At 64.7% G+C, this 13,392-nt stretch carries 16 protein-coding genes; 7 read left to right on the forward strand and 9 right to left on the reverse strand.

Annotated elements, in window-relative coordinates; all coding sequences use genetic code 11:
- Window positions 1-14: 14 nt before the first annotated feature.
- Window positions 15-362, reverse strand: coding sequence for a hypothetical protein (locus tag BFL43_RS21345; RefSeq protein ID WP_084889720.1), 348 nt, complete (start codon window positions 360-362; stop codon window positions 15-17).
- Between the two features lie 100 nt (window positions 363-462).
- On the opposite strand from BFL43_RS21345, the gene BFL43_RS21350 reads away from it, so the two are divergent.
- The 3 genes from BFL43_RS21350 to BFL43_RS21360 all read left to right on the forward strand — a co-directional run bounded on the left by BFL43_RS21350 (window position 463) and on the right by BFL43_RS21360 (window position 2,873).
- Window positions 463-1,605: an IS630 family transposase gene (locus BFL43_RS21350; RefSeq protein ID WP_084889713.1), complete on the forward strand. Its 1,143-nt coding sequence runs from the start codon at window positions 463-465 to the stop codon at window positions 1,603-1,605.
- A 79-nt stretch (window positions 1,606-1,684) separates the two neighbouring features.
- The gene (locus BFL43_RS21355) at window positions 1,685-1,891 is read left to right on the forward strand and encodes a hypothetical protein (protein ID WP_084894559.1); all 207 of its coding nucleotides are present in this window, start codon (window positions 1,685-1,687) and stop codon (window positions 1,889-1,891) included.
- 100 nt (window positions 1,892-1,991) lie between these two features.
- On the forward strand, window positions 1,992-2,873 hold the full coding sequence (locus BFL43_RS21360) for a sulfurtransferase (protein WP_084894561.1): 882 nt from the start codon (window positions 1,992-1,994) through the stop codon (window positions 2,871-2,873).
- 18 nt (window positions 2,874-2,891) lie between these two features.
- On the opposite strand, the gene BFL43_RS29070 is transcribed toward BFL43_RS21360, so the two are convergent.
- On the reverse strand, window positions 2,892-3,041 hold the full coding sequence (locus BFL43_RS29070) for a hypothetical protein (protein ID WP_168176696.1): 150 nt from the start codon (window positions 3,039-3,041) through the stop codon (window positions 2,892-2,894).
- Between the two features lie 78 nt (window positions 3,042-3,119).
- A complete protein-coding gene (locus BFL43_RS21365) occupies window positions 3,120-3,905 on the reverse strand; it encodes a M23 family metallopeptidase (protein ID WP_084894563.1) in 786 nt (261 codons plus the stop codon).
- Between the two features lie 288 nt (window positions 3,906-4,193).
- On the opposite strand from BFL43_RS21365, the gene BFL43_RS21370 reads away from it, so the two are divergent.
- Window positions 4,194-5,438 (forward strand): Ig-like domain-containing protein, encoded by a 1,245-nt coding sequence (locus BFL43_RS21370; RefSeq protein ID WP_240498405.1) that lies wholly within the window; start codon window positions 4,194-4,196, stop codon window positions 5,436-5,438.
- 73 nt (window positions 5,439-5,511) lie between these two features.
- Here the strand turns inward: BFL43_RS21370 and BFL43_RS21375 are convergent, their stop codons facing one another.
- From BFL43_RS21375 to BFL43_RS21395, 5 genes are read right to left on the reverse strand one after another with little or no spacing between them, the layout of a single operon-like run.
- Complete coding sequence (locus BFL43_RS21375) at window positions 5,512-7,098, reverse strand: regulator (RefSeq protein WP_084894565.1); 1,587 nt, start codon at window positions 7,096-7,098, stop codon at window positions 5,512-5,514.
- A 12-nt stretch (window positions 7,099-7,110) separates the two neighbouring features.
- Complete coding sequence (locus BFL43_RS21380) at window positions 7,111-7,836, reverse strand: cysteine hydrolase (RefSeq protein WP_084894567.1); 726 nt, start codon at window positions 7,834-7,836, stop codon at window positions 7,111-7,113.
- On the reverse strand, window positions 7,833-9,266 hold the full coding sequence (locus BFL43_RS21385; RefSeq protein WP_084894569.1) for an allophanate hydrolase: 1,434 nt from the start codon (window positions 9,264-9,266) through the stop codon (window positions 7,833-7,835). The genes BFL43_RS21380 and BFL43_RS21385 overlap by 4 nt, the downstream gene beginning before the upstream one ends.
- Window positions 9,267-9,322: 56 nt before the next feature.
- Complete coding sequence (locus BFL43_RS21390; protein WP_084894571.1) at window positions 9,323-10,003, reverse strand: GntR family transcriptional regulator; 681 nt, start codon at window positions 10,001-10,003, stop codon at window positions 9,323-9,325.
- Between the two features lie 51 nt (window positions 10,004-10,054).
- On the reverse strand, window positions 10,055-10,750 hold the full coding sequence (locus tag BFL43_RS21395; protein WP_168176697.1) for a DUF222 domain-containing protein: 696 nt from the start codon (window positions 10,748-10,750) through the stop codon (window positions 10,055-10,057).
- Window positions 10,751-10,846: 96 nt separating this feature from the next.
- Between BFL43_RS21395 and BFL43_RS21400 the strand changes: the two genes are divergently transcribed.
- On the forward strand, window positions 10,847-11,242 hold the full coding sequence (locus BFL43_RS21400) for a nuclear transport factor 2 family protein (protein ID WP_084894838.1): 396 nt from the start codon (window positions 10,847-10,849) through the stop codon (window positions 11,240-11,242).
- A gap of 30 nt (window positions 11,243-11,272) precedes the next feature.
- Here BFL43_RS21400 and BFL43_RS21405 read toward each other — a convergent pair whose 3' ends face one another.
- Window positions 11,273-12,034 (reverse strand): SDR family oxidoreductase, encoded by a 762-nt coding sequence (locus tag BFL43_RS21405; RefSeq protein ID WP_084894573.1) that lies wholly within the window; start codon window positions 12,032-12,034, stop codon window positions 11,273-11,275.
- A 126-nt stretch (window positions 12,035-12,160) separates the two neighbouring features.
- On the opposite strand from BFL43_RS21405, the gene BFL43_RS21410 reads away from it, so the two are divergent.
- Together BFL43_RS21410 and BFL43_RS21415 are read left to right on the forward strand one after the other, a co-directional pair.
- Window positions 12,161-12,955 (forward strand): helix-turn-helix transcriptional regulator, encoded by a 795-nt coding sequence (locus BFL43_RS21410; protein ID WP_084894575.1) that lies wholly within the window; start codon window positions 12,161-12,163, stop codon window positions 12,953-12,955.
- 60 nt (window positions 12,956-13,015) lie between these two features.
- Window positions 13,016-13,384 carry a DUF427 domain-containing protein gene (locus BFL43_RS21415; protein ID WP_084894840.1) on the forward strand — a complete coding sequence of 123 codons (369 nt, stop codon included), beginning with the start codon at window positions 13,016-13,018 and terminating at the stop codon, window positions 13,382-13,384.
- Window positions 13,385-13,392 lie beyond the last annotated feature (8 nt).

Genomic DNA, 13,392 nt, shown 5'->3' on the forward strand with positions numbered 1-13,392 from the left:
AGTGGTCTGAGCCGTTAGTTCGTCGGGGGTATTTGCCAGGCTGTCGGGTCGCCGAGGTAGAGCCCGCATGCGGTGTCGAGTGCGTCTTCAGGGCTGCCGGTGAAGTCGCCTGTAGGCAGCAGCGAATCTTCGTACTTGCCCTTGGACGCGAGGTGGATCGCGAAGCCCCATCTGCTAGCGGAGCCGTTGTATCGCAGCCGCATCAACACCAGGACCGACTCGTCCGGTAGTACACCGTCGACGTAGGCGAACGCGCCACGAAATCGGACGTTGACTCGCGCGAGTTGCGGCCACCTCGTTCGGGCGTGGCCGCTGAGCTTGAGGCGCAGTGAGCTTTTCGTCGATTCCGGTGGTGTCGGCACGCATCCGATCGTGCCCGATCCGTGTGGTCCACCCAACATTTCGCGGATCATCGGCGTGCCGCGGCCCGAGACAGGTGTGACTCAGGTGTCCTTTTGAGGCATGAGTGACAAAACCGCTCGACCCTCGGCCTGCGTGATCGTCCTGTCCACCAGCGACCGTCAGGTTCTCGAAACATGGGTGAGGTGTGGGTCGACACCGCAGAAGACAGTGCTGCGGTCTCTGATCGTGCTGCTCGCCGCGGACGGCTGCACCAACGCAAGTATCGCCATCGAACTCGACGTTCATCCCGACACGGTCCGTAAGTGGCGCAGCCGGTTCCACCATCACGGTATCGATGCCCTCGCCGACGCACCACGGTCGGGCCGGCCACCGATCTACACCCCCGCTGACATCGCTGCAGTGAAAGCGTGGGCGTGTCAGATCCCGGCCGATCACGATATTCCGATCGCACGGTGGTCCACCCCGGAACTCGCCGCCCAACTCGCACGCGACGGCATGACCGTCTCGGTGTCGACGGTGCGCCGGTGGCTGGACGAGGATGCGCTCAAACCGTGGCAGCATCGCTCCTGGATCGCCGCCCGCGACCCGAACTTCGAGATGAGAGCATCTGTCGTTCTCGACCTGTACGCACGCCGCTACGCAGGCAAACCGTTGGGCAGCAACGAGTTTGTGATCTCGGCCGATGAAAAGCCGTCGATCCAAGCCCGCGACCGCTGCCACCGCACCACCGCCGCCGCACCAGGTCGCCCGATGCGCGTCAGCCACGACTACCGCCGCCGCGGCGCGCTCACCTACCTCGCTGCCTACGACGTCCACACCGCACGGGTCTTCGGCCGCTGCGAGCAAAGCACCGGCATCACCGAGTTCACCGCCCTCGTCGATCAGGTCATGACGAGCGAACCGTACGCGTCCGCCGACCGGGTGTTTTGGGTCGTCGACAACGGCTCCTCGCACCGCGGACAAGCATCGATCGACCGCCTCACCGCCCGATACCCGAACGCGGTCATGGTGCACACCCCGGTGCACGCATCATGGCTCAACCAAGTCGAGATCTACTTTTCCATCGTCCAACGCAAAGTCCTCACGCCCAATGACTTTCCCGACCTCACCTCAGTCGAGAACCGGTTGCACACCTTCGCCGAACGCTACAACCGCACCGCCGAACCCTTCGCCTGGAAATACACCCGCCGGGACCTCCACCGCCAACTCAAACTGATCGATCAAAGCAGCGAGGCGGCATGACCCCCCGACGAACTAACGGCTCAGACCACTTAGCCCGAAGCGTGGGACGGCACGGGTCGGCGGGATAGACTCCTGCGCCATGACCACGAGCAAGTGGGGCCAGGACTCGAATGAGGCGCAGGCGCTGTACTTTGCCGCGCAACTCGAAGAGTGGGCTACGCAGATCGAAGAAGAAATCACGACCTTCGCGGCACCCGCAGAAACACATGCCACGAAGCGAGTTGAGCTGTATGAGGTTCGCAGGCAGATCGATGCGCTGCGCCGGCGGTTTCCCGCCGCCTTCTGAACGTCGCGTCCGCGGTTCCGGGGCCCACCGCGCCACCTGCCGGCCACTACCGTGCACGTGGGGGGGGGAATGTCCATTTCAAATCCTCACGGAAGGCCCCATGAGCAACAAATCACTTCCCGCAATCGTTGATGTCGCCTGGTTGCAGTCCCATCTCGACGACGCTGATCTGGTGGTCGTGGACGCCACCACCCACCTTCCGATCCCGAAGGACGGGCCGTATGTCCCCGAGTCCGGGCAGGCGACCTATCAGGCCGAACACATCCCGGGCGCGCTCTTCGCGGAGCTGTTGACCGACTTCGCCGATCCCGACAGCGAGCAGGCCTGGACGGTGCCGAGCTCGGAGCGATTCGCCGCGGCGGCGGGTGCCCTGGGGATCGGCTCGGGAGCGAAAGTGGTCGTCTACGACCAGTCGGCGGGCTTCTGGGCAACCCGCTTCTGGTGGCACCTGCGGCTGGAGGGTTTCGACGACGTTGCTGTTCTCGACGGTGGCATCGCCGCGTGGAAGACCGCGGGGCTCCCGGTCACCGACGAGTCGTCGACCGCGACACCCCGAGAGTTCGTTCTCGCACGCCGACCAGAACTTCTGCGCTCGACCGAAGAGATCTTTGCCGCCCTTGATGACGAGTCGACCATTCTGGTCAACGTCCTGGACGAGCCCACCTACCGCGGCGAAACCACCACCTACGCACGCAACGGCCACATCCCGGGCAGCATCAACGTGCCGGTCGCGGGGGTGCTCGACGCTGAAAAAGGCGGATTCAAACCCGTTGAGGAGCTGCGCAAAGCATTCAAGGCTGCGGGTCTACTGGACACCGACAAGACCATTGTCACCTACTGTGGTGGTGGGATCGCTGCAACCGGTGTCGCGCAAGCCCTTTCGCTGGTGGGTCGCGACGATGTCGCGATCTACGATGGCTCGATGACCGCTTGGGTTGCCGATCCGGATCGGCCGTTGGTCACAGGCGATTCGCCGCGCTGATCTGAGATATTCGTACGTTCACTGTCCGTCGGTGGTGCCTTCGGAGCCACCGACGGCGTGATCACGCTCGCCGCCTGCACCTTCCTGGGCGGCCTCGTAGACGTCCTTCTCCTCGTCTTTTTCAGCAGTCTCGCCAACGGGCTCTTCGTTCTCGTGCGGAAAGGTCATGGGTGCAGCGTGCCCCAACCCGTCCAGCACCAAACAGCGCCCCGACCATGAGGTCGGGGCGCTGCTTTGTCTGTCGAATCAGCCGATGCTCACACCGCGGTTGTTCAGCCACACCTGTGGGTCGATCTTGGCGCCGCTCTGGTCCCAGACCTCGTAGTGCAGGTGCGGTCCGGTCGACTGCCCCTCATTGCCGACCGTGGCGATCTGCTCGCCGGCCTTGACCTGTTGTCCGGCCGTCACGAAGCTCTGGTCGACATGACCGAAGACGCCGATGGTGCCGTCGTCTTGCTGGACCCGAACCCACTGTCCGAAGCCGCTCGCGGGTCCGGACTCCAGGACGGTGCCGTCGGTGACCGCGTAGACCGGGGTGCCGATCTCGTTGGCGATGTCCAGTCCGTAGTGGGTGGTGCCCCATCGCGCGCCGTAGCCCGAGGTCATGGTGCCCGTGGTCGGAGAAACCGCAGTCCGGCCGTCAGGTAGGGCCGACTGCGGAGGAAGCAGGTCCTGCACCAGGTCGTCGAGCGGCGCAGGCAGCGTCAGGTCCGACGGGAGGGTCAGTTCCGGGGGCAGGGCAGGCAAGGGGGGAAGAGCCGGCAGTTCTGGCAGCGCCGGGAACCCGGCGTTGACCGGTGCGGCTGGGGTATCTGCGGATGCCTGAGCGGCCCCACCCACCGACAAGCCGATCACTCCGGCGACGGCGGCGAATGCGCCGGCTTTGGCCGTGGTCGGGACCACACCGGTCCGTGGGGCGCGATGCTGTGGTCCACGGCTTGCGGACGGCGCCTGCACCAGTACTCTGCGTTGAGCATCGCTCGGTTCCGCGATGGACTGCGTCAGACAGATGCCACGCTCCCACGGAGCCATCTGAGCACGCGTAACACCGGGTCTGACCTGGAGGCTCGGTGAGACAGGGGCCACGGCGGGCGCCTGAAGGTACGGGGCGGGTGCAGTCAGGCGGTGTCGAGCCACAAATAGGTCCTTTATCTCAGAAGCAACGTTTTGGTATCAGCGAGGACACGGAAAGGTTACTACGTGCCCTGCCGGCGCCGCAGGCGGGCATGACAGAAACGGGCAAACCGGTCGGCCATCCGTAAACTGGTGAGCGTTGGTAATCGCGAACGTCTTGATAGTCGTGAAAGAGGAGCGTGCCCGGTGTCCGAACGCCATCGGAATTCAGATGGTCATATCAGTCGGCGGGGGCTACTCATCACAGGCGGTGGTGCGCTTGCTGCAGCGCTTGCCGCCTGCGCGAGCGGAGGCACGACGACGCAGAAGTCCTCGGCGCCGCCGCCGATACCTGAGGCGCAGGTGACCTTCGAGCCACCGGCAGCAACCGCGGGCTTCGATCCGGTGGGCACGGTGCTGGTCAGTGTCGCCGAGGGCACGCTGGTCGACGTGGTCATGACCAACGACGAGGGTCGGGTGATCCCCGGGGTCATGACACCCGACAGACTGGCCTGGAAGCCGGACACGGCCCTGGGTTACTCCAAGACCTACCAGCTCGATGCGACCACCCGAGACGCGGCAGGCCGCACCCGTTCGACGACCAGCTCCTTCCGCACCGTCGAACCGAACAACCTGACCATGCCCTCGTTTGTCACCACCGGCGGGGGAGCGCTGAGGGACGGCGCCACCTACGGCGTCGGGATCGTCACCGTGGTGCACTTCGACGAACCCATCACCGACCGTGCCGCCGCGCAGAAAGCGTTGTCCGTTCAGACGGAGCCCGCCGTAGAGGGGCAGTGGAATTGGGTCGACAGCCAGAACGTGCACTGGCGGCCCAAGGAGTACTTCCGGCCCGGCACCAAGGTGACCGCTCGTGCGATGGTCTACGCCATCGACCTCGGGAACGGGCTGTACGGCCAGGACGACGCGGCGTGCTCGTTCACGATCGGCGACTCGCATATCTCCATCGCCGACGACACCACGAAGCAGGTGAGTGTCTACGTCAACGACGAATTGGTACGCACGATGCCGACCTCGATGGGCCGGGGCGGCACCGAGACGGTCAACGGGAAGACCATCCACTTCTGGACGCAATCGGGCACCTACACCGTGCTCGACAAAGCCAACCCGGTGATCATGGATTCCTCTACCTACGGTCTGCCGGTGAACTCACGCCTGGGATACCGCGAGACCATCAACTGGGCCACCCGGATCAGCAATGACGGCATCTACCTGCATCAGCTGGAAGACACCATCCCCCAGCAGGGCAATACGAACATGTCGTCCGGCTGCCTCAATCTGAACCCGGACAACGCCAGATGGTTCTACGACTTCGCTGTCACCGGCGACGTCGTCGAAGTCCGCAACACGGGCGGTCCCGCGCTCGAGTTGTGGCAGAACGGCGACTGGGGCGTGCCCTGGGAGACCTGGACGGCCGGCAGCGCACTCTGACGGACCAGTCCAGGACGACAACGGTGCCCCGGCCACATTGGCCGGGGCACCGTTGTCTGCGCGCGGGGTGGAGCTATTCCGCCATCACGTCCGAGTCGTCGTGCTCCACAGACTCTTTGCCCCCGGGGAGGAAGTAATAGCCCAGGCACACGATGCCGAAGAACAGGTAGCCCAGTGCCACCTCGGGTGCCGCGTTCCAGGCGACCTCAGGGGCGTGGATGAGGCCGATGAACGAGAGCACCGCACCGACGGCCGAGGCGATGGCCGCGTAGAGGAACTTCTTGTCGATGATGAAGGTGACCATCGTGCCCAGGACGAGTCCGACCAAGACCGCACCCTCGCCGAACACCTTGAGGCCCTCATAGACGACGCCCGCGCCGTTGAGCGACTCCATGCCGACATCGTTCGCCGTCGTACCGGCTGCCGCGAGAGCGTTGTCGATGAGTCCGTGGGCCCACTGCGCGAGGTTCGGCAAGATCGCCGCGACCACCGCGATGGCGTGGATCCGCGGTACTGCCTGGAACGCCTGCGCGCCGATCAGGAGACCGATGTACAGCAGGATCGGGACGATCGCCGGTACCGGCAGTATCGAATCGAGCACCCCGAAAAGTCCTAGGAAACAGAGCAATCCGATCGCGACGCCGCTGGCGAGTGAGTAACTCGCGCGACCGCCGGCGTCTTTCCAGCCGGGATGTCCGATGTACACAGCAGGCGGGAAAGGGGAACCGAAACCGGCACCGATGATCGCGCCGGCACCGTCGGCCAGCAGCACGCTGCGCAGGTTGTAGTTGTCGCCGGCGGCTGCCGCGCTCTCGACGTTGCTCATCGCTTCGGTGAAGTTGTAGACGCCGAGGGGGATCGCGGTGCCGAGCAGTGGTGCGAGGTCTTTCAATCCGTCGAACAGCATGTCGAAGCGCTGATCGGGGACGCCGACCGCGATGTCGCCGATTGCGTCGCCCACGGCAGGCGCGTCCATGAATCCACCTGCCCAGCCGATGGCGGTACCGACGAGCAAGGCGGCCAGACCGACCGGAATGTTGCCCGGTAGGCGCACATTGGTGAAGAAGCCGATCAGGATGATGGCGAGCACCGGTAGACCGATCCACGCGGCTTCGTACATCTGGGCTGCGGGCCGCATCGAGATGAAGGTGATCGAGATTCCGGCGAGGGTGCCGAGCATCGCTGCGCGCGGGGTGATCTTGCGAATATAGGGACCGACGAACGCCCCGATCATCACGATCACGCCGATCATGAACGCCCACGCGAGACCGGCTTGCCAGGCCGCGATCGCGTCGTCGGTGTTGAGGTAGACCGGCAGCATGACCACGAAGACGACGATGAACATGTGCGGGACGCTGGGGCCGTACGGCAGCGCGGTGACGTCGGTGCGATTCTCCTTCTGCCCCAGGCGTCGTGCCAGCCAGGTGTAGTAGAGGTTGCCCAAGATCAATGCGACCCCGAGCGCGGGCAGCACCGTTCCCAGCACATCGCCGGGGGAGACGCTGATGACGCCGATCATCAGCCCGGTGAGGGTCAGGACGTTCACCAGGATGTTGAATCCCAGGCCGAAGAAGGCGTTGGTGTCGCCGCGAGTCCACCAGGGGATCTTCACGGGTTCGGGGCTGGGTAGTGGGACTTTTTCGTTGACTTCAGTACTCATGGACGGTTCCTGTCAGCTCTGGGAGGCGGGGGCGGAGACTGGTGTGACGGATAGAGCGGCAATGGCGGGGATGACCGCCGCGGAATCGGCGACCCAGCCGAAGATTCCACCTTGCGCACTGATCATTTCCAGACCGATGCGCTGGAACTCCGGGAAATACGATCCGACGCAATCGGATACGACGAGGCACTCGTATCCGCGGTCGTTCGCCTCCCGGGTGGTGGTGTGCACGCACACCTCCGTCGTGACCCCGGTGACGAGCAGTTGCGTGATGCCCGCCCCGGTGAGGATCTCCTGCAGTTCGGTGGCGTAGAACGCCCCTTTGCCCGGTTTGTCGATGACGATCTCTCCCTCGAGCGGCGCGAGTTCGTCGACGATGTCGTGGCCGTACTCGCCGCGGATCAGGATGCGGCCGTATTCACCGGGGTCGCCGATGCGCTTGGACGGTGCGCCGCGCTTGAGTTTCGCTGGGGGACAATCAGATAGATCGGGCACGTGGCCTTCCCGGGTGTGGACCACCAGCATTCCGGCGGCCCGCGCGGCGGCGATGAGGTCGGCGAGAGGCGGGACCACCTTCAGGAGCATGTTCACGTCGTTGCCGAGGCTCTCCCCGAAACCTCCGGGCAGGATGAAGTCGCGCTGCATGTCGATGACGATGAGCGCCGTTTTACCCGCGATCAGCGGGTACGGTTCGGGTACCGCATCGACAGATGTTGACGCGGTGGGTGATTCGGTCATGAATGCTCCTCGATGACTGATGTTGGTGCCGAAAGGTTTTGCTGCGCATCGGCGGGCAGCGCGGAGGTGGTGCGGGGTTCGTCGAGAAATCTTGCGGCGAGAGTCAGGACGGTGTCGTCGGAGAGCGCCGGCCCGAGGATCATCGCGCTCAGTGGTCGGCCGTCGGCGGTATGGCCGACAGGAATGGCGACCCCGGTGAGGTCGAGAAGATTTCCGAAGTGTGTGTAGTGGCCCAGCATCGTGTTGCAGTCGATGGGACGCGCAAGCACCTCGTCGACCGTGAAGGTGGTACCGATGGTGGGGATCACCAGGACGTCCATGTCTTTCCAGAGGCGCGCCACCTCGGCTTTGAGGTCCTGTAGTTTCTGTTGCGCGGCAAAGGCATCGACAGCGGTGTACTTCTCGCCGCTGCGGAGGATGTCGCGGACGACGGGAAAGATCGACTCAGGTTGTGCAGCGAGGAAATCGGCGAACTCGACGAGGCGTTCGGCGACCCATGGTCCCGAGTAGAGCAGGGCGCCTGCGGCGAGAAACGGAGCCAATGGTGCATCGACGATGTCTTCTGTGCGGGAGATTCGGTGGCGGAACGCCAAGTGCGCGGCCTGCATCTCGTCATCACCGAAGAAGTCGAGTTCATCAGGGGCAGGCAAGCCCACCCGAATGGATCGGCCGTCGTGGCGGGGCCCGCGGTCGCGAGACCAGGAGTCGCGGTCGTCGCGACCGATCACCACGTCGAGGACCCGGTCGGTGTCGTCGATCGATCCGGCCATCACCGTGATGCAGTCGAGCGACTTACAGGCCGGGACGAGTCCGACGGTGCTGATCAGACCTCGGGACGGCTTGAAACCCACAACCCCGTTGAGTGCGGCCGGGACCCGGCCCGACCCGGCGGTGTCGGTGGCGACGGCGAAGGGCACCTGTCCCAGGGCCACGGTCAACGCCGACCCGGAACTCGAACCACCGGAGATCATTTCGTTGCCGTACACACTCCGCGGCACCGTGTACGGGGTGCGTGTCCCGTTGAGACCTGTCGCGAACTGGTCGAGGTTGGTCTTGCCCACATACAGAGCGCCGGCGTCGAGGAGTCGCTGCACGACCGGTGCGGTGACCTCGGGGACGTAGGCGTAGTCGGGGCACGACAGCGTGGTGGGGACGCCTGCGACGTCTATGCTGTCCTTGACTCCGAAGGGGACTCCGTAGAGCGGGAGCGTGCGCGCCCCGGGTCGTTGTTCGATGGCTTCGGCTGCGGCGAGAAGTTTGTCGCGAGGCACCGTCGACAGCCAGGTGCCGTCGTCGCCCCGGGCGGCGATCGCGTCGGCCACGCGAGCCGCTGTCTTGGTAGGAGATCCGCTGCCGCTCGCGTGGGACTGCAGGATCTCCGCCACCGATGGACCGATTGTGGGCCCGGTTGCCGTTGCATCGAAAGTCATAATGTCGATTGTCGACAGAATCGTGCCAACGGCGAAACGGCTGTGTGTCGTTTGTGTTAGCTGTTGCTCTCCAGGCCCAGATAGGCCAATTGGCCGTGGTTTTTGGCCGCTGCGACCGCAATTCGCGAATCGTTGGTTTCCAACGCTTCGAGGATGCGCTGGTGTCGCCGGATTCCGTCGCTCGGGTCGTGAACGCGGGCTTCATTACGAAGATTGATCGCCATCGGCAGCTGCAGCTTGAGCAGGACGGGTTCCATCGCGATGTCGAGCTGGCGGTTTCCGGCGAGTCCGACGACCGCCGCGTGGAAGCGCCGGTGGGCGTCGTCCTTCTCGAGGTCGTCATCGCGCTCACTCGCGGTGCGCATGTCATCGAGGGCCTCGCGGACCGGATCGAGCGCGGTCTCGACGTCGGCAAGGGGCAGGGCCGATTCGATCGCATGCCGCTCGAGGATGTGCCGCAGCTCGAACAGTTGCAGGATGTCCTGGGGTGACCACTCGGTGACGCGTGACCCCCTCCGCGGGAGATGTTCGACGAGGCCCTGCTGGCTAAGCAGGCGCAGTGCCTCACGCAGCGGCGCCCGGCTGATGCCGAGACTTGCGCACAGTTGTTCCTCGACGATTTTCTCGCCGGGCTTCAGTGTTCCCGACAGGATGGCATCGCGAACACGACGGCCCGCGACGTCAACCAGGCTGACGGGAAGGCCTTGCTCGTCGAGCGCTCCTCTTGGCACGGCCACAAGCCAGCCTCGTCCTTTCGTTCAGCGAACTGGGTGATTTTGTCGACAATCCTAGACGGCCGCGCGTCGGCAGTGCATCTCCACAACTCTTACCTGCGAGTTTCCTGCTGTCGACTGAACGCCTCCGGTGACGCTCGGCCCGCGGCGTTTGGGTGCCCCACGTCGCTTCGTGGCGTCGTCGCGGTTCTCCCGCACCAGATTCGGATCCCGCCGAAAAATGGTCGCATCGACCATGTCGCGCAACCGGTTCTTCGACCACGACCCGGGCCGCCGCAACGCCTCCGCGATATCGCGGTCGATGTCGGCCATGAACTCTGACCCCTCGATCAGATCCGTCCGCGAGATGATCGCCGCAATGTGATGCGCAGCGATCAACCCCTCCTTCAACAACTGATTGACCATCGGTATTCGGTCTCGCAACGCGAGTGCTCGCGTCAAATGATGCTCGGCGCCTTGTTGGGTCATCTGCTGCGCCGCAGCCAACTGCGCCGCGCAGACACTGAATGGATCGACCGCCCGCATCGCCACCGGAGTGTCCGCGAGCGATTCGACGAGGAGTCGATGCAACTGTGCCGCAGCGGTATAGCGTTCCCACTCCAGCCGGCTCTGACCCGTGACCGCACGCTCAGCATGACGCAGCAGCTCATCAGGCAGCGCCGACTCCGCAGGCCCGATATCGGCCACCTCATCCGCCCCCACGGCGATCCCCTCGAACATGTGTACGACTTTGCCAGAGGGGTCTGACAAGCCCCGGATGATGCAGATTCTTACCTCGGACGTCATCGCCCAGTGACACCCATGAGCGGCACGATTGTCATCACACACAACAGCAAGGAGCAGGCAATGACCGGAACCATCCAGGACACATCGCATCTCGACACCGTGGGTGCGCTCGTCGATCAGTACCTCGCCGCGTGGAACGAGACGGACCCGCAGGCCCGTCGCGAGGCGATCGCTGCACTGTGGGCAGCCGACGGCGTCTACACCGACCCGCTCGCGTCGGTCAGCGGCGTCGACGGTATCGACCAGGTCATCGCCGGCGCGCAGGAGCAGTTCGCCGGCCTGACGTTCGTTCGCGGCGACGTGCTCGACGCTCACCACAACATCGCCAGGTTCACCTGGGAGTTGGTGGCAGAGGTGGGCGCCGAGCCGTTGGTGGTCGGATTCGACGTCGCGGCCGTGAACGACGATGAGAAGATCACCGCCGTCTACGGGTTCATCGACAAGATGCCCGGCTGAGGTGGGCGGGAGCGATCTCGTCTGGTGGAGCTAGGTGATGCTGACGCCTCCGTCGACGACGATGGTCTGGCCGGTGACATATCCGGAGGCCGGCGACGCCAACCAGATCGCCGTGGCGGCCAGTTCTTCCGGGTCGCCGGTCCTGCTCAGCACCAGCCGCGGACCCATGGCCTGCAGGTAACCGTCGGGATAGGTGTCGGTCATCTCGGACTTGAAGAAGCCGGGGGCAATCGCGTTGACGCGGATACCTTTCCGGCTGCCCCACTGCTGAGCCAGATCGCGGGTGAGTCCGGAGATGGCAGCCTTGCTCGCCGAGTAGGCGGCTTGGGGGAGGCCCGCGGTGGTGATGCCGAGGATGCTCGAGATGTTGATGATCGAGCTCCCCGGTTGCATCACCCGGCCGACGGCCTGGGCGGCCCAGTACGAGCCGTTCAGATTGATGTCGACCACCGCGCGGAACTCGTCCGGGGTCTCTCGGGTCGCCGGCACCGCGGTGCCGACGCCGGCGTTGTTGATCAGCACATCGACCTGGCCGAACTCAGCCATCGCGGCGTCGACGAGTGCGGTGGCCTGGTCTGGCTGGGAGATGTCGGTGACGACGGACAATGCCGTCCCGCCGACGGATTCGACCAACTTCGCGGTCTGCTCGAGCCGGTCGGCGCGGCGGGCGGCCAGGACGACCCGGGCGCCGGCTTCGGCGAATCCCTTGGCGAAGGCGACGCCCAGTCCTGACGATGCGCCGGTGACGATCACCACCTTGTCGTCGATGCGAAAGCGGTCGAGCACAGTCATGTCCTGCTCCTCAGCGTTGAAGGTCCGCCGCTGATCATAAGGTGAAATGGGAGGGACCAGGGCGATGGGTGCGGGATCGAGCTCACCCGAGTATCCACAACAGAACAACAGGCGGGGAGACCGAGAATGCCAGAGGAAAAGCGGTACCTGTTCGGTGATCTGCTGCGTGAATGGCGAACCATCCGCAAGGTCCCGCAGCTGGAGTTGGCGTCGGTGGCGGACGTATCGGCTCGGCACCTGAGCTTTCTGGAGACCGGTCGATCGGCGCCGAGCCGGGCGATGGTGCTCACCTTGGCCGAGCACCTGGAGGTGCCGCTGCGGGAACGCAACCAACTCCTGCTCGCTGCAGGCTTCGCGCCCTCATACAGCGAGTCCGCGCTCGACGGCGAGCGAATGTCCATGGTGCGCAGCGCGATACGTCAAGTCTTGGCGGCGACTCAGCCGTACCCCGCGCTAGCGGTCGATCGGCACTGGAATCTGGTGGACGCGAACGCAGCTGTCGCGGCGTTCACCCAGGACGCGCCCGAGGATCTGCTTGCGGCGCCGTTCAATGTTCTCAAGTTCAGTCTCGACCCACGGGGACTCGGGGGCCGGATCGTCAACCTCGGGCAGTGGCGAACCCACCTGTTCGAGCGATTGGAGCGCCAGATCAGGGTGACGGGCGATCCGAAGCTGAAGACACTGCTCGCCGAACTGCGGGCCTATCCCGCAGCCGAAGACGATGACGTCGACGACCCGACGATGGCCGGAGACGTGGCCGTCTACCTGCGTCTGCGCACCGGCGACCAGGAGTTGTCGTTCTTCAGCACGGTCACCACCTTCGGAACGCCACTGGATGTGACGGTGGACGAACTCAGCGTCGAGAGCTTCTACCCCGCTGACGACAAGACCGCTGAGTACTTGCGCCGACTGCTGCCGTGAGATCGGGGGAATCAGCGCGGCCGGTGGGTGGTTATGTCAGTGACACGAGAGGTGGATCACATGGCAAAGACCCGATTGATACCCGACGAGACGCATCCGATCACCGTTGAGGCAAGCACAGGTCAGGTTCGGGTGCGGGCCGGCGAAACCGTCGTCGCCGATACCGCGAAGTCGCTCACGCTGCAGGAATCCACGTATCCACCCGTGGCGTACGTGCCGCTGTCGGCCATCGATCCATCGCTGCTCAGACCCAGCGACAGCGAGACCTACTGTCCCTACAAGGGCGATGCCACGTACTTCGACCTGGTGACGCCTGACGGGGTGATCGCCGACGCGGCGTGGACCTACGCCGAACCCTATGACGCCGTCGCGGACATCGCCGGGCACCTCGCGTTCTATCCGAACAAAGTGGTCATCACGGTCTCCTGACCGCCGGG

Source organism: Williamsia sp. 1135 (assembly GCF_002095395.1).
Taxonomy (GTDB): domain Bacteria; phylum Actinomycetota; class Actinomycetes; order Mycobacteriales; family Mycobacteriaceae; genus Williamsia.

Coding starts and splice junctions, on each gene's coding strand:
- BFL43_RS21400 (WP_084894838.1), top strand. CDS start 10,847: ATGACCGGAACCATCCAGGACACATCGCATCTCGACACCGTGGGTGCG.
- BFL43_RS21405 (WP_084894573.1), bottom strand. CDS start 12,034: ATGACTGTGCTCGACCGCTTTCGCATCGACGACAAGGTGGTGATCGTC.
- BFL43_RS21380 (WP_084894567.1), bottom strand. CDS start 7,836: ATGACCGAATCACCCACCGCGTCAACATCTGTCGATGCGGTACCCGAA.
- BFL43_RS29070 (WP_168176696.1), bottom strand. CDS start 3,041: ATGACCTTTCCGCACGAGAACGAAGAGCCCGTTGGCGAGACTGCTGAA.
- BFL43_RS21415 (WP_084894840.1), top strand. CDS start 13,016: ATGGCAAAGACCCGATTGATACCCGACGAGACGCATCCGATCACCGTT.
- BFL43_RS21355 (WP_084894559.1), top strand. CDS start 1,685: ATGACCACGAGCAAGTGGGGCCAGGACTCGAATGAGGCGCAGGCGCTG.
- BFL43_RS21410 (WP_084894575.1), top strand. CDS start 12,161: ATGCCAGAGGAAAAGCGGTACCTGTTCGGTGATCTGCTGCGTGAATGG.
- BFL43_RS21365 (WP_084894563.1), bottom strand. CDS start 3,905: ATGGCTCCGTGGGAGCGTGGCATCTGTCTGACGCAGTCCATCGCGGAA.
- BFL43_RS21375 (WP_084894565.1), bottom strand. CDS start 7,098: ATGAGTACTGAAGTCAACGAAAAAGTCCCACTACCCAGCCCCGAACCC.
- BFL43_RS21385 (WP_084894569.1), bottom strand. CDS start 9,266: ATGACTTTCGATGCAACGGCAACCGGGCCCACAATCGGTCCATCGGTG.
- BFL43_RS21360 (WP_084894561.1), top strand. CDS start 1,992: ATGAGCAACAAATCACTTCCCGCAATCGTTGATGTCGCCTGGTTGCAG.
- BFL43_RS21350 (WP_084889713.1), top strand. CDS start 463: ATGAGTGACAAAACCGCTCGACCCTCGGCCTGCGTGATCGTCCTGTCC.